General features: G+C 70.6%; 20 protein-coding genes, 1 pseudogene and 1 riboswitch. Of the genes and pseudogenes, 5 read left to right on the top strand and 16 right to left on the bottom strand.

Annotation, left to right across the window (positions count from 1 at the left end):
- A partial coding sequence (locus tag DEP02_RS16925; protein WP_198668468.1) for a PRC-barrel domain-containing protein occupies nt 1-431 on the bottom strand: 431 nt, incomplete at its 3' end.
- 187 nt (nt 432-618) lie between these two features.
- Here DEP02_RS16925 and DEP02_RS16920 point away from each other — a divergent pair.
- Together DEP02_RS16920 and DEP02_RS16915 are read left to right on the top strand one after the other, a co-directional pair.
- Nucleotides 619-891, top strand: a complete 273-nt coding sequence (locus DEP02_RS16920; protein ID WP_112468229.1) for a type II toxin-antitoxin system Phd/YefM family antitoxin — start codon at nt 619-621, stop codon at nt 889-891.
- Nucleotides 888-1157 carry a type II toxin-antitoxin system RelE family toxin gene (locus tag DEP02_RS16915; protein ID WP_112468226.1) on the top strand — a complete coding sequence of 90 codons (270 nt, stop codon included), beginning with the start codon at nt 888-890 and terminating at the stop codon, nt 1155-1157. Before DEP02_RS16920 ends, DEP02_RS16915 begins: the two co-directional genes overlap by 4 nt.
- A gap of 4 nt (nt 1158-1161) precedes the next feature.
- On the opposite strand, the gene DEP02_RS16910 is transcribed toward DEP02_RS16915, so the two are convergent.
- The 12 genes and pseudogenes from DEP02_RS16910 to DEP02_RS16850 all read right to left on the bottom strand — a co-directional run bounded on the left by DEP02_RS16910 (nt 1162) and on the right by DEP02_RS16850 (nt 12249).
- Nucleotides 1162-2103: a Ppx/GppA phosphatase family protein gene (locus DEP02_RS16910; RefSeq protein WP_112468224.1), complete on the bottom strand. Its 942-nt coding sequence runs from the start codon at nt 2101-2103 to the stop codon at nt 1162-1164.
- Nucleotides 2100-2699 carry a DUF501 domain-containing protein gene (locus DEP02_RS16905; RefSeq protein ID WP_112468222.1) on the bottom strand — a complete coding sequence of 200 codons (600 nt, stop codon included), beginning with the start codon at nt 2697-2699 and terminating at the stop codon, nt 2100-2102. The genes DEP02_RS16910 and DEP02_RS16905 overlap by 4 nt, the downstream gene beginning before the upstream one ends.
- Before the next feature lie 25 nt (nt 2700-2724).
- Nucleotides 2725-3201 carry an FtsB family cell division protein gene (locus DEP02_RS16900; protein WP_112468220.1) on the bottom strand — a complete coding sequence of 159 codons (477 nt, stop codon included), beginning with the start codon at nt 3199-3201 and terminating at the stop codon, nt 2725-2727.
- 238 nt (nt 3202-3439) lie between these two features.
- Nucleotides 3440-4735 carry a phosphopyruvate hydratase gene (gene eno / locus DEP02_RS16895; protein ID WP_112468218.1) on the bottom strand — a complete coding sequence of 432 codons (1296 nt, stop codon included), beginning with the start codon at nt 4733-4735 and terminating at the stop codon, nt 3440-3442.
- Between the two features lie 234 nt (nt 4736-4969).
- On the bottom strand, nt 4970-5686 hold the full coding sequence (locus tag DEP02_RS16890; RefSeq protein ID WP_112468215.1) for a LysM peptidoglycan-binding domain-containing protein: 717 nt from the start codon (nt 5684-5686) through the stop codon (nt 4970-4972).
- A gap of 4 nt (nt 5687-5690) precedes the next feature.
- A riboswitch (cyclic di-AMP (ydaO/yuaA leader) is annotated at nt 5691-5857 on the bottom strand.
- Nucleotides 5858-6046: 189 nt separating this feature from the next.
- On the bottom strand, nt 6047-7147 hold the full coding sequence (locus DEP02_RS16885) for a LysM peptidoglycan-binding domain-containing protein (protein WP_112468213.1): 1101 nt from the start codon (nt 7145-7147) through the stop codon (nt 6047-6049).
- Nucleotides 7148-7278: 131 nt separating this feature from the next.
- Nucleotides 7279-8631, bottom strand: a complete 1353-nt coding sequence (locus DEP02_RS16880) for a cytochrome P450 family protein (RefSeq protein WP_232839163.1) — start codon at nt 8629-8631, stop codon at nt 7279-7281.
- Nucleotides 8632-8726: 95 nt separating this feature from the next.
- Nucleotides 8727-9707 (bottom strand): nucleoside triphosphate pyrophosphohydrolase, encoded by a 981-nt coding sequence (locus DEP02_RS16875; protein ID WP_112468233.1) that lies wholly within the window; start codon nt 9705-9707, stop codon nt 8727-8729.
- Nucleotides 9708-9745: 38 nt separating this feature from the next.
- Entirely contained in the window at nt 9746-10378 is a 633-nt protein-coding gene (locus DEP02_RS16870) for a SurA N-terminal domain-containing protein (protein ID WP_112468231.1), read from the bottom strand.
- A gap of 159 nt (nt 10379-10537) precedes the next feature.
- Nucleotides 10538-10735 (bottom strand): annotated as a pseudogene (locus tag DEP02_RS34785) (glycoside hydrolase domain-containing protein); the annotation flags it as partial.
- A 330-nt stretch (nt 10736-11065) separates the two neighbouring features.
- A complete protein-coding gene (locus DEP02_RS35855; RefSeq protein ID WP_112468211.1) occupies nt 11066-11644 on the bottom strand; it encodes a fasciclin domain-containing protein in 579 nt (192 codons plus the stop codon).
- Nucleotides 11645-11829: 185 nt separating this feature from the next.
- A complete protein-coding gene (locus tag DEP02_RS16850) occupies nt 11830-12249 on the bottom strand; it encodes an ATP-binding protein (RefSeq protein ID WP_112468209.1) in 420 nt (139 codons plus the stop codon).
- Nucleotides 12250-12479: 230 nt separating this feature from the next.
- Between DEP02_RS16850 and DEP02_RS16845 the strand changes: the two genes are divergently transcribed.
- Together DEP02_RS16845 and DEP02_RS16840 are read left to right on the top strand one after the other, a co-directional pair.
- A complete protein-coding gene (locus DEP02_RS16845) occupies nt 12480-13316 on the top strand; it encodes a helix-turn-helix domain-containing protein (protein ID WP_112468207.1) in 837 nt (278 codons plus the stop codon).
- Nucleotides 13317-13324: 8 nt separating this feature from the next.
- On the top strand, nt 13325-13534 hold the full coding sequence (locus tag DEP02_RS16840; protein WP_112468205.1) for a DUF397 domain-containing protein: 210 nt from the start codon (nt 13325-13327) through the stop codon (nt 13532-13534).
- 242 nt (nt 13535-13776) lie between these two features.
- On the opposite strand, the gene DEP02_RS16835 is transcribed toward DEP02_RS16840, so the two are convergent.
- Entirely contained in the window at nt 13777-14094 is a 318-nt protein-coding gene (locus tag DEP02_RS16835; protein WP_073949524.1) for a helix-turn-helix domain-containing protein, read from the bottom strand.
- Complete coding sequence (locus DEP02_RS16830; RefSeq protein WP_073949679.1) at nt 14091-14453, bottom strand: type II toxin-antitoxin system RelE/ParE family toxin; 363 nt, start codon at nt 14451-14453, stop codon at nt 14091-14093. The genes DEP02_RS16835 and DEP02_RS16830 overlap by 4 nt, the downstream gene beginning before the upstream one ends.
- A 122-nt stretch (nt 14454-14575) precedes the next feature.
- Here DEP02_RS16830 and DEP02_RS16825 point away from each other — a divergent pair, with 122 nt between their 5' ends.
- A complete protein-coding gene (locus DEP02_RS16825; protein ID WP_112468203.1) occupies nt 14576-14923 on the top strand; it encodes a DUF6247 family protein in 348 nt (115 codons plus the stop codon).
- Between the two features lie 110 nt (nt 14924-15033).
- Here the strand turns inward: DEP02_RS16825 and DEP02_RS16820 are convergent, their stop codons facing one another.
- Nucleotides 15034-16545, bottom strand: a complete 1512-nt coding sequence (locus DEP02_RS16820; protein ID WP_438947767.1) for a serine/threonine-protein kinase — start codon at nt 16543-16545, stop codon at nt 15034-15036.
- Nucleotides 16546-16746: the final 201 nt, after the last annotated feature.

The raw sequence follows: 16746 nt of genomic DNA, 5'->3' as shown, positions 1-16746 counted from the left end.
GCTCCGGCCGCCGTACCCGCCGCCGCGCCTCCGGCCGCTCCGGCCGCCGTGCCTGTGGTGCCGGCCGCCCGTCCGGTGTCGGCGGGCCGGCCGGTCTCGCCCAGCCCCTCGTTCCAGTCGATGCCGTAGTAGTCGTACAGCCGGTGCTCCTCCGTCTCCGACAGGTGACCTCCCCCTTCGACGTCGACGTGGGGAGCGTCCTTGACCTTGTCCTTGCGGTACGGCACCTCCAGGTGGTCCTCCACGACGGAGGCGTCCCGGATCGGAACGAACGACTCACTGGTGCCGAACAGGCCCGTCTTGACGGTCACCCACTCCGGGGCCCCGGTCACGTCGTCGAGGTAGATGTGCTTGGCGTCCCCGATCTTGTTGCCGTCGCCGTCGCGGACCGGATGGTCCAGCACGGTCGCAAGCTGCTGCCTGGTGATCATGTTCCGTCACTCTCTTTCCGAAGTCTCCCGGTCCGGGTTCACCACGACAAAGGGCGCGAAACGAGCCAAAAGAGGAAAAAGCGACTGCTGTGACCGCGTCACCGACCACGCGATGCCGTCGAGCATCGCCGACGAACGCGCCTCCCGAACCGGGCTCCGTGTACACGCGAATGCGTACACTGATCTCATGACCGAGAACACCGTGACCGTACGGGAAGCCCGCGCGCACCTCGCCGACCACATCAACCGGGCCGAGGAAGGCGTTCCGACCGTCATCACGCGCAACGGCGCTCCGGTGGCAGCCGTAGTCCCGATTGCGGACTTCGAAGCCCTGGAGGAAGCGGCCGACGTCATGCTGGCGCGCGAAGCCGAAGCGGTCCTGGCCGAGGGCGGTCCCACAGCAACGATGGCGGAACTCCTGGCAGACCTGTTCACCGAGCAGGACGGCGAGGCGGCGTGAAGTACGCCTTCCGGTTCACCACGGTGGCGCAGCGGCAGCTCCGGGCCGTCAGTCGGCTCGACGCCATGCGCATCCTGACCGCGCTGACCGCGCTCGGTGACGACCCGTACCGCGAGGACGCCGACGTCAAGAAGCTCACCGGCCCGTCCGGGCTCTACCGGCTCCGGGTCGGAAGCTACCGGGTCGCCTACCAGATCAACGATGGTGAACTCGTCATCCTCGTCGTCAAGATGGGCGACCGCCGGGACGTGTACCGCAACCTGTAGGCGGTCAGGCCAAAGACCATCCGATCCCGTCGAGGATGTCGTGCTCGCTGACGACGACCTCCTCCGCGCCGATGCGCTCCATGACCGCCAGCAGGACGAGGGCGCCCGCACCGATGACGTCGACGCGGCCCGGGTGCATGGACGGGATCGCCGCGCGTTCGGCGTGCGTGGAGTGCAGCAGTGCCCCGGAGATCTCGCGGACGCGGTCGCGGGAGACGCGGGAGTGGTGGATGGCCGCCGAGTCGTACCCGGGCAGGCCCTGGGCGATCGCCGACACCGTCGTCACCGAGCCGGCCAGGCCCACCAGTGTGCGTGCCTCGCGCAGCGGGACCGTCTCCTCGGCGCCGTCGAGCGCGGCCTCGATGTCGGCCCGCATGGCGGCGATCTGCTCCTCGGTGGGCGGGTCGGTGACCACGCCGCCCCGCACCAGGTGGCGCTCGGTCATACGGACGCAGCCCACGTCCACCGAGCGCGCCGCGCGCACGCGGTCGTCGCCCACGACGAACTCCGTCGAGCCGCCGCCGATGTCCACCACCAGGAAGGGCCGGGCGAACTCCGCACGCCCCGTCAGTTCCCTGGTGGCGCCCGTGAAGGAGAACTCCGCCTCCTGGCCGCCGGAGATCACCTCCGGCTCGACGCCGAGGATGTCCATCACCCCGCGCGTGAACTCCTGACGGTTCTCGGCGTCCCGGGAGGCGGAGGTGGCCACGAAACGCAGCCGCTCGGCGCCGTGCTCCTTGATGATCCCGGCGTACTCGCGGCAGGCCGCGAAGGTCCGCTCCAGCGCCTCGGGGGCGAGCCGGCCGGTGCGGTCCACACCCTGGCCGAGCCGCACGATGGTCATCCGGCGGTCCAGGTCGACGAGTTCACCGGTCCGCGGGTTCGCGTCCGCGACGAGCAGACGGATGGAGTTCGTACCGCAGTCGACGGCGGCGACCCGGGTCACTGCTCGTCCTCCTCGACCGGCTTGGCGGCGAACCAGCCCGTGTCCGAGCCGTCCACCTGCCACCCGTCACCGGCGGGCGGCGCGGCGACCGTCACACAGGGGCCCTTGCGCCACCACTCCGGCAGCAGCGCGATCGCCTCGTCGCCCAGCGGGTTCACACCCGGACCCGCGGCCAGCGAGTGGGCGACCAGGACGTGCAGGCACTTGACCCGGTCGGGCATGCCGCCCGCGCTCGGGAAGCCGGTCAGCTCCTCGATCTCGTCCCGGCGCCGGATGTAGTCCTCGTGCGCGGCCCGGTACGCCGCCGCCAGCTCGGGGTCGGTGGCCAGCCGCTCGGTCATCTCCTTCATCACGCCCTCGGCCTCCAGGGTGCCGATGGCGGAGGCGGCGCGCGGGCACGTCAGGTAGTACAGCGTCGGGAAGGGCGTGCCGTCGGGCAGCCGCGGGGCGGTCTCCACGACGTCCGGCTGTCCGCAGGGACAGCGGTGCGCGATCGCGCGCAGCCCGCGCGGCGGCCGCCCGAGCTGCTGCTTGAATGCCTCGACGTCCGCGTCGGTGGGCTCGGTGCGCGGGGTGGGCGGCGGTGGGGTGTGCATGCCTTGCGTACATCTCTCTGTGGGTTCACTGGTCAAAGGCGTCGGACTTGTCGACGCCGTCCCAGACGTTGGCGTACCAGGGGCGGCGGGCCGAGCCCTGCTCGGCGCGGGACCGCTCGGCCGGGCCCGGGTCGATCACGACGTAGCCGGTCTCCCCTGGCCTCACATAGTGCAGCCGCTGCCGGATCTGCTGCTCGGCGTAGGCGTCGTCCTGCCAGCGTGCCTTGAGGTCGCGCAGTTGTTCCACCCGCTGCTGGGCCTGCTGCTTCTGCCGCTCGAGGTCGGCGATGTCGGCGCGCTGGGAGACGTACTGCCGCATCGGGTACGCCAGGGCGACCACCATCGAGCACACCACCAGCGCGAGCAGCGCGGCGCGGCCGGTGAGCCGGGAACGGCGGGCCTGGCGCCGGGTCTGCGAACGGTAGACGCGGGCCGCGGTCTGCTCGCCGAGCACTCTGAGCCTGGTCGCGGTGGAGAACCGGTCCCGGTCCTTGACGGCCATCGTCCCCGCCTCCCGTTCGTGCCGTTCACGCCCCACACGTGCGTACGTCCCCGCACACGGTACGGGACCGGGTACGGGGACGTACGTACGACGGGCGAAGCCTTACCTTCTTTGCGGCTCAGACCTTGGGGCTCAGGCCTTGGGGCTCAGGCCTTGGGGCTCAGGCCTTGGGGCTCAGGCCTTGCTGTGCCTGCTGGTTCGCAGAGCGCTGTGCCTACTGGTTCGCAGGGCGCTGTGCCTACTGGTTCGCAGGGCGAAACCGCGGGAACGCCGAGCGGCCCGCGTACACCGCCGCGTCGTCGAGGATCTCCTCGATGCGCAGCAGCTGGTTGTACTTGGCGACGCGCTCGGAGCGGGCCGGGGCGCCGGTCTTGATCTGGCCGCAGTTGGTGGCGACGGCCAGGTCGGCGATGGTGACGTCCTCGGTCTCGCCGGAGCGGTGGGACATCATGCACTTGAAGCCGTTGCGCTGGGCCAGCTCGACGGCGTCCAGGGTCTCGGTGAGCGAGCCGATCTGGTTGACCTTGACCAGCAGGCCGTTGGCGATGCCCTCCTCGATGCCGCGGGCGAGGCGCTCGGGGTTGGTGACGAACAGGTCGTCGCCGACGATCTGGACCTTGTCGCCGAGCCGGTCGGTGAGGACCTTCCAGCCGGCCCAGTCGTCCTCGAACAGCGGGTCCTCGATGGAGACGAGCGGGTAGGCGGCCACCAGCTCCTCGTAGTACTCGGTCATCTCCGCCGCCGAGCGCTCCTTGCCCTCGAAGACGTACTTGCCGTCCTTGTAGAACTCGGAGGCGGCGACGTCGAGCGCGAGGGCGATCTGCTCGCCGGGGGCGTAGCCGGCCTCCTTGATCGCTTCGAGGATGAGGTCCAGGGCCTCGCGGTTGGAGCCGAGGTTCGGGGCGAAGCCGCCCTCGTCGCCGAGGCCGGTGGACAGGCCCTTGCTCTTCAGGACCTTCTTCAGGGTGTGGTAGACCTCGGTGCCCCAGCGCAGGGCCTCGGAGAAGGACTCCGCGCCGATCGGGGCGATCATGAACTCCTGGATGTCCACGTTGGAGTCGGCGTGCGAGCCGCCGTTCAGGATGTTCATCATCGGCACCGGCAGCAGGTGCGCGTTGGGGCCGCCCAGGTAGCGGAAGAGCGGCAGATCGGATGCCTCCGCGGCGGCGTGGGCGACGGCGAGGGAGACGCCGAGGATGGCGTTGGCGCCCAGCGAGCCCTTGTTGTCGGTGGCGTCCAGGTCGAACATGGCCTGGTCGATCAGGCGCTGCTCGGTGGCGTCGTAGCCGACGAGCTCCGGACCGATCTGCTCGATCACCGCGAGGACGGCCTTCTCGACACCCTTGCCCTGGTAGCGGTTGGGGTCGCCGTCACGGAGCTCGATGGCCTCGAAGGCGCCGGTGGATGCGCCGGACGGGACGGCGGCACGACCCGTGCTGCCGTCGTCGAGGCCGACCTCGACCTCGACCGTGGGGTTGCCTCGGGAGTCCAGGATTTCCCGGGCTACGACGACGTCGATGGACGGCACGAGCATCTCCTTCGTGGATGTGACGCTTGAAGTGCGGGGCGTGTGAGCCTTGCGACTAGAGCCTAACCGTCCGGGGTCGTCGGCCGGCCGACCGACCGTCCCGTGGACGGGGCGGGACAGGCTGACGGTACCCTTTGTTTCCCCTCGGAACAAAGAGCGGAACAAAGAAAAGCCCCGCCCCGGCGCGCACGAAGGACACGCACCGGGGCGGGGGAGCCCGTAGGAACGGGGGCGGGCCGGTTACTTCAGGCGCAGCTGCTGGCCCGGGTAGATGAGGTCGGCGTTGTCGACGACGTCCTTGTTCAGCTCGAACAGCTTCTGCCAGCCGCCCTGGACGCCGTGCCGCTCGGCGATGGAGCTCAGGGCGTCACCGGGGACCACCTTGTACTCGCCGTCGCCCTTCTTGACCTTCTTGCCGGTCGGGGTGGTGACGGTCTTCTGCGGGGCCGGGGCCGGACGCGTCGCCGAGCGGTTGGCGGCCCGCTGCTCGGTCGAGCGCTGGGTGCTGCCGCTCTTCGCGGAGCTGCCGGAGCCGCTGCTCTTGGTGCCGGCGCTCGACGAGGAGGGGGCGCTGCCGTTGTAGGCGGCGCCGGACAGGCCCTTGCCGCAGACCGGCCAGGCGCCCTTGCCCTGAACCGCGAGAACCTTCTCGGCTACGGCTATCTGCTGCGACTTGGTGGCCAGGTCGGCACGCGGAGCGTAGGCGGTGCCGCCGAACCCGGCCCAGGTGGAGCCGGCGAACTGCAGGCCGCCGTAGTAGCCGTTGCCGGTGTTGATGGACCAGTTGCCGCCGGACTCGCACCGGGCGACCGCGTCCCACTCGGAGGCGGTGGCGGCGGAGGCGTTGCCGGCCGCCATCAGCGGGGCGGCGACGGCGGCGCCGGTGACACCGGCGAGCGTGAGGACACGGGTGGCCTTGGACGGACGACGGTGCTTGCCCTTGCCGGAGAACAGCATGGATGGATCCCCTCACCGACGCCTGCGAGGTGAGCTGTCGGGTTCGGGTCGGTTGAGTTGCCCGGCCGTGCCCCTTTTGCGAGGCACGGCTTCACCCCTAGCCGCTCCGTCAACTGCCCGGCGCGGCACTTACCTTGGGTCCCCCGCTCCTGCCTGCGGCGCTTGACGCGACGACTGTTCCCGTACGGCCGCTGGCAGGATTCGGCGTTCGCGGCAGCCGGGGCTCGCGATGGCGAGCGGTCATGACCGTAGACACGCGATCCGCCGAATTTCAAAGACGATCAGGGCTTCTGAGACTCATCCCACACTTTCACCGAAAGGGACATTCGGCGCGAAGTGTGACGTGAACTCCCGCCGCCCTCAGGGTGTTTCGGCAGGGATGTCCAGGGCCTGACCGGCGACGACGCGGTCCGGGTCGGCGCCGACCGTCTGCCTGTTCGCGTCGTACAGCGCGGACCATCCACCCTGGAGGCCGAAGGAGTCGGCGATGGACTCGAGGGAGTCACCGGAGCGGACGGTGTAGGAGCTGCTCGCGTTGGTGTGCGCGTCGTTGCCGCCGCGCGAGGCGCGACGGCCGGAGGGATCGGCCGTACGACTGTCGGCCGGATCCTCGGCCGCACTGCCCCCGCGATGACGGCCGGTGCCGAGCGCACCGGTGTCGACCAGGGCCGAAGCGCCCTCGACATAGCCGTAGTCGCCCGAGCCGTAGCCACCCGAGCCGTAGTTGCCCGAGCCGTAGTTGCCCGAGTTGCCCCATTCGGGCGCGATGGAGGGCGAGGCGCCGGGCGCCAAGGAGTGGCTCGCGCCGGCTTCGGGCGAGACGCCGAACCTGCCCGAATTACCCTCACTCCCAGGGGAAGACGCCGAAGGGGACGGATTCGCCGGAGTCGCACTCGGCGAGCCCGTCGCACCGGACTCGCCGGCGGACGAGTCGGACGGACCGCCCGCACTCTGCGGCGAGCCGGACAGACCGAGACCGTTCGACAGGCCGAGACCGCTCGACGGGGAGGGGGTGGACGTTCCGGACGAGCCGGAGGATCCGGGCGAACCGTCTCCCACGCCGGTGTCGACGTTCGCCGCGCCGGACTTCTTGCCGAGCCCGGAGAGCAGTCCGCAGGTCGGCCAGGCGCCGGGGCCCCGGTCGGCGAGTATCTTCTCGGCCACGGCTATCTGCTGGGACCGGCTGGCCTGGTCGGCGCTCGGGGCGTAGTCGAGGCCGCCGTACCCCTCCCAGTCCTCCTGGGTCAACTGCAGCCCGCCGTAGTAGCCGTTGCCGGTGTCGGCGCTCCAGGAGCCGCCGCTCTCGCACCCCGCCACCCTGTCCCACGTGGTTCCTTCCGCCGCGCTGGCGCCGGATGCGCCCATCAGCGGGATGGCGATGGCGGACCCGGTCACTCCGGCGGCGACGAAGAGAGCCGGAGCCTGACGGGGACGACGGTGACGACCCTTCCCGGGGAGCATGCGGAGACCTTTCAACCGACAGCAGTGACCAACGCGGCGGCGGATACGGCTGGGCGCCGCGGCGTTGATGGGTGAAGGTAGCGGCTGCCGATCACTTGTCACAAGTTAATGCCGCGTAGATCACGTGAAGGTCACGCAGTTGAGCGCGTGTCACCTTCGCGCTCGCCGGCGGACAGCCGCAGGGCCGGGGCAGGGTCTGTCCACGGTCCCTTGTCCGGCCCTGTCCGGATTCGGGGGTGTGGAGCGAACCGCACGGGCAGGGTCCGCAGTCCGCGCATGATGAGCCCGCCGCGCCAGCGCAAGTCGCTTGCCTCCGCGTCGAGTTGCAGGTCGGGGAGGCGGGTGAGCAGGGTGGCGAGGGCGATCTGGCCCTCCAGGCGGGCGAGCGGGGCGCCGAGGCAGTAGTGGATGCCGTGCCCGTACCCGAGGTGTTGATTGTCACGTCGGCCGAGGTCGAGGACGTCGGGGTCGGCGAAGCGCTCCGGGTCCCGGTCGGCGGCGGCGAGGACGACGAGGACCGGGTCGCCGGGGGCGATGTCCTGCCCGCCGATGGTGAGCGGGCGGGTGGCGAAGCGCCAGGTGGCCAGCTCCACGGGGCCGTCGTAGCGCAGGAGTTCCTCCACCGCTGTCTCCAGCAGGCCCGTCTCGTGCCGGGCGAGGGAGGCCTGCAGCCGGTCCCGCTGCTCGGGGTGGGTGAGCAGGGCATAGGTGCCGTTGCCGATGAGGTTGACCGTGGTCTCGAAACCTGCGAACAACAGGATGAAGGCCATGGCGGCGGCCTCGTTCTCGGTAAGGTGCTCGCCGTGGTCGGAGGCGCGGATGAGGCCGGAGATCAGGTCCTCGCCGGGGGTGGGTTCGGCGGGGAGTGCTTCGCGTTTGCGGTGGATGAGGTCGGCGAGGTAGCCGCGCATCTTCTTCACCGAGCGGGCGACCCCGCCGCGGGGGCCTTTACCGTGCCGGATCATCATGCCCGCCCAGTCCCGGAAGTCGTCCTGGTCCTCGCGGGGGACGCCGAGCAGGTCGCAGATGGCGTGGATGGGCAGCGGGAAGGCGAACTCGTGGATGAGGTCGGCGGTGCCGCGGCCGGCGAAGTCGTCGATGAGGCCGTCGGCCAGTTCCTGCACGCGGGGGGCGAACTCGGCGACGCGGCGCGGGGTGAACGCCTTGCTGACCAGCCGGCGCAGGCGGGTGTGGTCCGGCGGGTCGATGTTGAGCAGGTGCGTCATCAGATCGGCCTTGCGCTCGCCGGGGATGCCGGTCTTGCCCTTGGCGTGCGCGGGCTCGTCGTGATGCGCCGGGTTCTTGGAGAGACGGTTGTCGGCGAGGGCCTGCTTGGCGTCGGCGTACCGCGTGACCAGCCAGGCCTCCACCCCGCTGGGGAGGCTGGTCCTGTGCACGGGCGCGTGCTCGCGGAGCCAGGCGTAGGCGGGGTAGGGGTTGCTCGCGAACTCCCAGGTGAACAGGGTGGGCGGCTGGTCGTGCATACGGTCGACCCTAGCGGCGGGGGTCGGCCGAGGGGTTTTCGCCCCTGCCGCCCCCTGCCCTTCCCGTCCCTGGGGGCCGCGCCCTTGAAAAGCCTTCAGGCGCCCTCCGTTTTCATGATCGCATCCCGGTACGTCCGCGCCGCCGCCCGCAGTGCAGCCTCCGGGTCCACGCCCTCCGCCTCTGCCCGGACCGCCAGTGCGAGCAGCTCGTAGCCGAAGCCCCGCGTGTTCGGCAGCGGTACGTCCAGGCCCGCCGTGCGGACCCGGGACGCCAGCTTGGCCGCCAGGGCCAGGCCCGGCTGGCCGAGGGGGATGCCCTCCGTCACCGAGGTGCGGCGCTTTTCCTCGGCCTTGGTGCGGAGCCAGTGTTCCTTGACCTCCTCCGGGGTGGCGGCCGTCTCCTCCCCGAAGACGTGCGGGTGGCGGTGGATCAGCTTGGTGACGATGGTGCCGGCCACGTCGTCGACGGAGAACGGCTCCTCGGGATCCTCCTCGGCGATACGGGCGTGGAAGACCACCTGGAGCAGTACGTCGCCCAGCTCCTCCCGCAGCTCCTCCCGGTCGCCGTCCTCGATCGCCTCGACCAGCTCGTACGCCTCCTCGATGCCGTACTTCGCCAGGCCCTCGTGGGTCTGCCGCGACGACCAGGGGCACTCGGCGCGGATGCGGTCCATGACCTGGACGAGGTCGAGCAGGCGGGCGCCCGGCAGGTCGTAGGAGGCGGGCAGCAGCTCCAGCTCCGGCATGCTCACGCGGCCGGAGCCGGCCAGGCGGGCCAGGCCGTCGGTCAGGGCGGGCTCGCCCTCGCCGGTGGCGACGACCACGACCGTACGGCCGCCGGCGCACGCGTCGACCAGTTCCCCGGCGCTCGGCGCGGCCTCGTCCACGGTCATGCCCGCCTCGCGCAGATACGGCAGCTGCGGATGCGCCCCGTCCGCGCACAGCACCCGGTCGGCCGTGCGCAGCGCCTGCCAGGCGGGCCAGGACAGCAGTCCGGGGGCGACCCGGTGGCTGGTGGTGAGCAGGACGATCCGGCCCGGGTCCGCTTCGGAGGTGGTCGCGGTGGTGGTGTTCACGCTCCGAACGTAACGCACCGGTCCGGCACCGCCCCGGGTCAGCCTGCGGCCGGGACCTCCCGCAGCCACGGCGTCTTCCCGTCCACCCGGCCGGTCTTCTGCGCGTCCCAGGCGCCGTAGCGCGGGTTGAGGTCGATGTTCAGTTCGGCGGAGGCGTCGGACAGCGCCTTCCAGAAGGCCGGCTGGCTGGTGTCGGTCTGCAGCCGGGCCGCGAGCTTCTGCGCCTCCAGCTGCCGGTGCAGGTTCTCGTCGAGGTGCTGCGGCGGCACCCCGTACTGGTGCAGCCAGGTGTTCTCCAGCTCCTTGGCGCCGCCCGTCTGCTGCTCCAGCTCGGTGCGCAGCTGCTGGATCTCGCGGCGGGTGACGTCGATGCCGGCGTTCTCGGCGGCGCGGTCGAGCACCCGGTCGAGGACCATCCGGTGCAGGGTGTCCCGGGTGAGGGTGCCGGTCTGGGCGACGACCTGCTCGTACTGCGTCTCGTCGGCCACCGCGGACCGCTGCGCCTCGCGCACCTCGTTCACCCTGTTCTGCAGCTGCGCCACGGTGATCCGCTGCCCGCCGACGACGGCCGCGGCGCCGGGATGCGCGGCGCTTCCACAGGCTGCGAGCAGAGGAGCCGCCGCGACGATCGCGGCGGAGAGGACGAGCGCGGTGCGACGGCGGCGGTGCAAGGAGACCTCCCGTTGTGGAGATTGTGCGACGGTGCACAAGGTCTTGCGATGATCGATAGTAGGCAGCGGCCGCGCTCCGGCCAAGCCATTGGACCAACGATTCCCCTCGACTTCGGGCACCGCCGCCCCGTTTCCGCCGGGCGGCGGCCGACCGGGCCAGCCCGTGATCGCCACCGGCGCGTCCCAGGCGTCGCGGTCGACGGCGAGGGTGTGGCCGCCGCGCCTCTCCTTGCTGTTGACCATTTACTGGTGGGCACGGCTGTGGTCGGTGAACCGGGTCTTGCCGAACGGCCGGTCCGTGGTGGTGTTCTTCTTGTCCCACAGGGCGTACCAGAGGTTGCCCGGCAGCTTGGTCCTGCCCCCGCGGCCGGGGCTCGGACTGGGGGTGTTCGCGGCCTTCGTCCTCCACGAGTGCGTGACGCTCCCGTGAGCGGCCTGGACGTCCGGCGGCGCCGTCGCCGTGCTGTGCCTGCTGACGGCGACGGCGACGCTGCTGTTCGCCCTCTTCGACGGGCGCGTGACGGCACAGGGTGCGCCGCCGGTGTACGGGACACCGGCGGCGCAGCCTGCTCAGGGGCAGCCGTACGGGCACCCGTACGGGCGGCAGGCGGGCTGGGCGACCTCACCGGTCAGCCGGCGGCCGGCCCGCCGCGCCCCTTCCCCGGATGCTCAGGGCAGCTCAACGCGTCAGGACGGTGGCTGGAGCACGGAGTCGATGACATAGACGGTGGCGTTCGCGGCCTTGATGTTGCCGCAGACGATGTTCGCCTTGCCGTTCACCTTGAACTCGGTGCCCGATCCCGAGGTGGTCAGTTTGCTGCCTTCCACCGTCGTGAAGGAGCCCTTGGACAGTTCGTTCGGGGTGACCTTCTTGCCCACGACGTGGTAGGTCAGCACCTTCTTCAGCTGGGCCTCGTTGCCCAGCAGCGAGGAGACCTGCGACACGGTGAGATTCTGGAAGGCCTTGTTGTTGGGTGCGAAGACGGTGATGTCGGACTTCCCGTCGAGGGTGTTGTTCAGCCTCGCCCTGACCACGGCTGCGACCAACTGGCTGAGTTGCGGGTACGCGGCCGCGGCTTCCGTGACTTTGTCCTTGGACGTGTCGGCCTTCTGGGAAAGCGCCGAACAGCCGGGACCGAACGTCCCCGACGGGCTGGGGGACGGAGTCTGTGCGTGGCTTTGCGACGCCAGGCCGCCCAGTGTGAGGGGGATCGCGAGTGCGGTCGCCGTTGCGGCTCTCGCTGTGCGTGTGGCAGTGAACCTCATGGCAAACCTTCCTCTCGTGGAGGCGTGAACGCTGCATGAGTCTGCGTGGCGGAAGTCGTCGTTTCCGTTGGGCCGGTGGCACGCCCGGTGTCGGGGCCCCACCACAGGCGCTACCAGTATGTCCAGCAGGTACCGGTGACGCATCTTGGAGCACGGGTCCGGTGCACGCTGCGCCGACCCATCGGTCAGGCGGCGGCCAGCTCGCACCACACGACTTTCCCCCGGTTGCCCTCCCTGGCCAGCGGCTGCCATCCCCACAGGTCCGCGCATGCCTTGACCAGCGCCAGCCCGCGCCCCTCCTCCAGATCCGCCGCCTGCTCCAAGGACACCGGCGGCTCCGGCGGCGCGGGGTCGGCGTCCCACGCGCCGATCCGCAGCACGTCGGCGGACCACCGTAGGCGCAGCGCGGCGGGCCCCTTGGTGTGACGCACGGCGTTGGAGACCAGCTCGGTGGCAAGCAGTTCGGCCACGTCGACCAGGCGGATCAGGCCGTGCATGGTGAGGATAAGGCGGAGGGTGCGGCGGCTGACGGTGACGGCGCGGGGGTCGTTGGGGATGTAGAGGCAGTATTCCCAGGGGTCGGTGGTGACGCCGGTTTCAAGCATGGGTCAACTCCGGTCTTTGAGGGCTGAATTGGATCTACGGCGAGGTACGGGCGGTGGCATTGCCGCAGCCGTCGTGGCAGGACGGAGCGGTGCGCTTCCGGGACCCCGGGGTTCCGCAGCGTGTGCGTCGCGTCACCGACGGTAGATCTAAATCTAGGGACGCTGCAAGCTGGTCGCGTAATCTGACGCCGAACGAGTCGCGTCCACAAGTGCGTTAGGGAGACCAGTCGATGGCGAAGAGGCGCGAACCAACGGCACGCCAGTTGCGGCTGGCAACCGAACTGCGCAGACTCCGTGAGGCCGCGGGCCTCAACTCCCGCCAGGCAGCCGAACTGCTCGGTGTGAGCCCCGCCCAGATCACCCATATCGAGTCCGCACTCGCGGGCGTGAGCGAGCAGCGACTCCGTCGCCTCGCCTCCCACTACGCCTGCACCGACAACGAGTTCATCGACGCCCTGGTGGCGATGGCCACCGATCGGACACGCGGCTGGTGGGAGGAGTACCGGGGCCTCCTCCCTACGTCTTTCCTGGACTTGTCCGAGTTGGAACACCACGCCTGGTTCCTGCGCCACGTGGCAATCCTGTACGTGCCTGGCCTGCTTCAGACGGAGGAATACGCGCGTGCCGTCTTCTCGTCCAGGCTGCCAGAACTGACCGATGACGAACTTGAGTTGCGCATCCAGCACCGAAAGGCGCGCCAGGAGTTCACCATCCCGTACGAAGCGGTGATCCATGAGGCGGCGCTTCGGATCAGGGTCGGCGACCGTGCCACCTCAAGGACCCAGCTCACCCGGCTCCTCGAACTCTCCGAAGCGGACCACATCACCGTGCGAGTCATCCCTTTCGATCTGGACGGCTTTGCTCGCGCCTCAAGCACGATGACGTACGTGGGCGGCTCCCTGCCCAAGCTGGACACTGTGGTCCGCGACGCGCTGCACGGCTCGGCCTTCATTGATTCCGAGGCTCAGCTCAACACCTACCGAACGAGTTTCCGTAAGGTGGAGGCCGCGTCACTCGACCCCGAACAGTCGCGTGAATTCGTCCACAGGCTGGCGAAGGAGTGGTGAGGAACCCCATGGACAGCTGGCGGAAGTCGTCCTACTCGGGTCCGGGCGACGGCAACGAGTGCGTCGAGATCGCGAACTCCCCCACCCACATAGCCGTCCGCGACTCGAAAGCCCCGGCCAGAGCCACCCTCACCTTCCCGGCCGGCGCCTTCAGCCCCTTCCTCAAAGCCCTCAAGGGCTGTACGCCGGGAACCGACCCCGCCGGGTTCGACGACTGACCGGTCCGGGGCGGCCGACACCAGGCGGGCACGTACCCAGGGCTTCGCGAGCGCCGGAAACGCCATGACGCGCCCAAGTGCGTACCACAAGAATCGAACCACCCCGGTTCGAGTGGAGACTCCGACCTGTCCCGAGTTGTGCGGAGTCGACCCGGGGTGCTCCTGCCCCGACTGAGCCGCCGGCCCCCCTTGCACACCAGTGGACGGCACCAGCCGGCCGGGGACGAGCCTGGTTGGCTGGTTCACGCGATGGCGGCGATGTCCCCGTTGTCGAAGTAGATCGCCTGGTGCAGTTCGCCGCCCAGTGCGGTGGCGTAGCGAATGAGAACCTCCTGACCGGAGATCGCGCCCTGCTCGATGTGGGAGACCCTCCCCTTGCTGACCCCCATCCGCTCGGCCACCTGCTCCTGTGTGAGTCCCCGGGAGCGCCTGATCTCGGCGAGCCGGTGCCCGAGCACCTCGGCCAGCAGTTCCCGCTTGCCCTCGGCGACGGCTTCCTCGCCGCCCGCACGTTCGACGTGCTCGGCGCGGATGTCCTTCCAGCGTGTGTAACCGGTCATGGTGCGCCCTCCTCTTCCGTGCGCATTTTCAGGTAGTCGGCGTAGCGGTGCTCGGCCAAGGGAATCGCTTCCTCGTACCACTCGCTCCAGCGGTCTCGCTTGTCCCCTGCCACCAGCAGAATGCTCGAACGCCAGGGGTCGAACGCGAACAAGACTCTCGTCGTCCCCGGGCGCAGTTCCTTGAGGTTCTTCAACGCCGAACCGGTGATCGTGTCAACGAGCGGACGACCCAGCCCAGGGCCACCTTCGGCCAAGGCATCCAACGCCTGAACCACCCGTGCATGCGCCGCCGGCTCAAGACCGTCGATCCACTCACGCACCTCGTCGACGACGTAGATCTCCCACTCGTCCTGTAGCACAACGCAAGTATACCGATAGATATACTCGGACGCTGTGGGTGTCGAAATCGACGGCCACGCGTCCCCCTCACTTCCCGCCACCGCCTGACTGTCCCGCTTCTCCGGAAAGGAACCTGCCGGTCATGACCACCGCGCCCCTCGGGGACGGGACGCCCGTCCCTCCCATGCCCGAGAGAACCCCGAAGGCACTGCGCGCCGCCATCGCCCAGCACGCACCGCAGCTGCTCGTCGACTTCGACCGGCACTGGCGCCGGGACATCGCCGACGCGTACGACCTCGCCCCCGTCCCCGCCTTCATGGCCCGCTGGTGGAGCGAGTACGCCCTCGCCCGTGACCCCCGGCTCGAAGCCAGGGTCCACCGCCTGGAGGACGAGGCCGCACAGGAACCCGACTACGCCCGCGCCAAGGCCCTCATCGAGGAGGCCGGCCGCATCCGCCGCTCGGCCGCAAAGGCGGCACCCGGCCAGTGACCGGCGAATTCATGGGACCGCCCTGGCAGGAATGCTTCTGGCAATGAGCCCAGGTTGCACTTGACCGCTCGGTGGCAAGGCCGGCGGCAGCCGAAGAGGGGCGGGGCCCGTCACCCATGCACCTGGCCCAGCCACTGCAGGGACCGCCGGACCTCGCCCGGGAGCGGGTGGCCGGGGCCGTGGCGGCGTTCCGCGTCGTGGAGCAGGCGCAGCAGGGTGTCGTGGGCGGCGGTCCGGTCGCCGAGGGCGAGCAGCAGGTGGCCGATGCGGCGGCGGAGCTCGAAGGGCAGGTCGGGGTCGGCGGCCGTGTACGGGTTCTCCGCGAACCGGTTCTCGAAGTAGGGCAGCAGGGCCCGGTACTCGGTGAGCGCCGCGGCCGGTTCGCCGAGTTGTTCGAGGCATTGCGCCGCGTCGTAGCGGAACCGGAGGGACTGCGGGTCGGCGGGGCCGGCCTCGGCGGCCTGTTCGTCGGCCAGGCGCCGCAGTTCGGGCAGGGCGCGCCGGTACTGGCCGTCGTCCATCAGCGTGGCCGCGTACTGCTTGCGCAGCGTGCGGACGACCGGGGAGTGCTCGCCGTGCTGGGCGGCGGCGGCCGGGAGGATCGCGCCGAGGATGTCGACGGCCTGGGTGATACGGCCCTCGCCGAGCAGCCGTTTGACCTCGTCGACGGCGGTGGCGACATCACGGTGGCCGCCGGTCCCGGCGGTGGGCGGTTCGGGGCGCGGCGCGGGGATGACGGCGCGGTCGGGCCAGGGGGCGTGCGGGCGCAGGAAGGGGCGGGTGGGGTCGAGGGGGCCGCCGGTGTGCGGGCCGCGCGGGGGCAGCAGCGGCAGCAGTTCCTCGTACACCGCCTGGGCGTTGGCCGGGCGGTGCTGGGGGTCCTTGGCCAGCAGCCGCAGGACGAGGGATTCGAGGGCGTCGGGGACTTCGGGGCGCAGCCGGCGCAGGGGCAGGGGCGGCTCGTAGAGGTGGCGGTGCAGCACGCCGAGCGCGGTGGAGCCGGCGAACGGGACGTCCCCGCTGAGGAGTTCGTGCATCAGCACGCCGAGCGCGTACAGGTCGGTGTACGGGCCGACGGCGCCGCCCATGGCCTGTTCGGGGGCCATGTAGGCGGGGCTGCCGATGGGTGAGCCGGTGTGGGTGAGGCGGGTGGTGTCGGAGTCGAGGACGGAGGCGACGCCGAGGTCGAGGACGGTGACGGTGCCGTCCTGCCGCACCATCACGTTCCGCGGTTTGAGGTCGCGGTGGACGATCGGCACGGCGTGCACGGCGGACAGTACGGCGCACAGCTGGGCGGCGACGGCGACCGCCCAGTGCCAGGGGTACGGCTCGTGTTCGGCGAGGTGGTCGGCGAGGTCGGCGCCGTCGACGTACTGCATGACGAGGTACAGGTCCTCGCCCTCGCTGCCGGCGTCGTGCACGGTGACCAGGCCGGGGTGGTCGACCTGGGCGGTGACGCGGCACTCGCGGACGAAGCGGCGGCGCAGTTCGTCGGCGTCCTGGCTGTCGGGTCCGGTGACCTTGTCGGGGCGCAGCAGTTTGACGGCGACGCGGCGGTCGAGCCGCTGGTCGTAGGCCGTCCAGACCTGGCCCATGCCGCCTTGTCCGATGAGCGTGGACAGTTCGTAGCGTGCGGCGATGACGCGTGCGGTCACCGGCCGCCCCCCGTACCCCGGTCCTTGCCGTGGTCCTGGCCGCGCAGGAAGTCGCTCAGCTCGTCCAGTTCGGCGCGGACCTGGTCGATCCGGGCGGGCGCGGGGCGCTGCGGCTGGGCGATCGGGGCCGACGGGGGCATCGGGGGCGCGGGGGCCGGGGTGGGCGGG

Origin of the sequence: Streptomyces triticisoli (assembly GCF_003270085.1) — a bacterium.
Taxonomy (GTDB): Bacteria; Actinomycetota; Actinomycetes; order Streptomycetales; family Streptomycetaceae; genus Streptomyces; species Streptomyces triticisoli.
This window is presented reverse-complemented; position numbering and strand designations above follow the sequence as displayed.

Excerpts from the sequence above, each read along its gene's own strand:
- DEP02_RS16920 (WP_112468229.1), top strand. The coding sequence starts at position 619 with ATGACCGAGAACACCGTGACCGTACGGGAAGCCCGCGCGCACCTCGCC.
- DEP02_RS16905 (WP_112468222.1), bottom strand. The coding sequence starts at position 2,699 with ATGCACACCCCACCGCCGCCCACCCCGCGCACCGAGCCCACCGACGCG.
- DEP02_RS16900 (WP_112468220.1), bottom strand. The coding sequence starts at position 3,201 with ATGGCCGTCAAGGACCGGGACCGGTTCTCCACCGCGACCAGGCTCAGA.
- eno (WP_112468218.1), bottom strand. The coding sequence starts at position 4,735 with ATGCTCGTGCCGTCCATCGACGTCGTCGTAGCCCGGGAAATCCTGGAC.
- DEP02_RS16890 (WP_112468215.1), bottom strand. The coding sequence starts at position 5,686 with ATGCTGTTCTCCGGCAAGGGCAAGCACCGTCGTCCGTCCAAGGCCACC.
- DEP02_RS16885 (WP_112468213.1), bottom strand. The coding sequence starts at position 7,147 with ATGCTCCCCGGGAAGGGTCGTCACCGTCGTCCCCGTCAGGCTCCGGCT.
- DEP02_RS16880 (WP_232839163.1), bottom strand. The coding sequence starts at position 8,631 with ATGCACGACCAGCCGCCCACCCTGTTCACCTGGGAGTTCGCGAGCAAC.
- DEP02_RS35855 (WP_112468211.1), bottom strand. The coding sequence starts at position 11,644 with ATGAGGTTCACTGCCACACGCACAGCGAGAGCCGCAACGGCGACCGCA.
- DEP02_RS16850 (WP_112468209.1), bottom strand. The coding sequence starts at position 12,249 with ATGCTTGAAACCGGCGTCACCACCGACCCCTGGGAATACTGCCTCTAC.
- DEP02_RS16845 (WP_112468207.1), top strand. The coding sequence starts at position 12,480 with ATGGCGAAGAGGCGCGAACCAACGGCACGCCAGTTGCGGCTGGCAACC.
- DEP02_RS16840 (WP_112468205.1), top strand. The coding sequence starts at position 13,325 with ATGGACAGCTGGCGGAAGTCGTCCTACTCGGGTCCGGGCGACGGCAAC.
- DEP02_RS16835 (WP_073949524.1), bottom strand. The coding sequence starts at position 14,094 with ATGACCGGTTACACACGCTGGAAGGACATCCGCGCCGAGCACGTCGAA.
- DEP02_RS16825 (WP_112468203.1), top strand. The coding sequence starts at position 14,576 with ATGACCACCGCGCCCCTCGGGGACGGGACGCCCGTCCCTCCCATGCCC.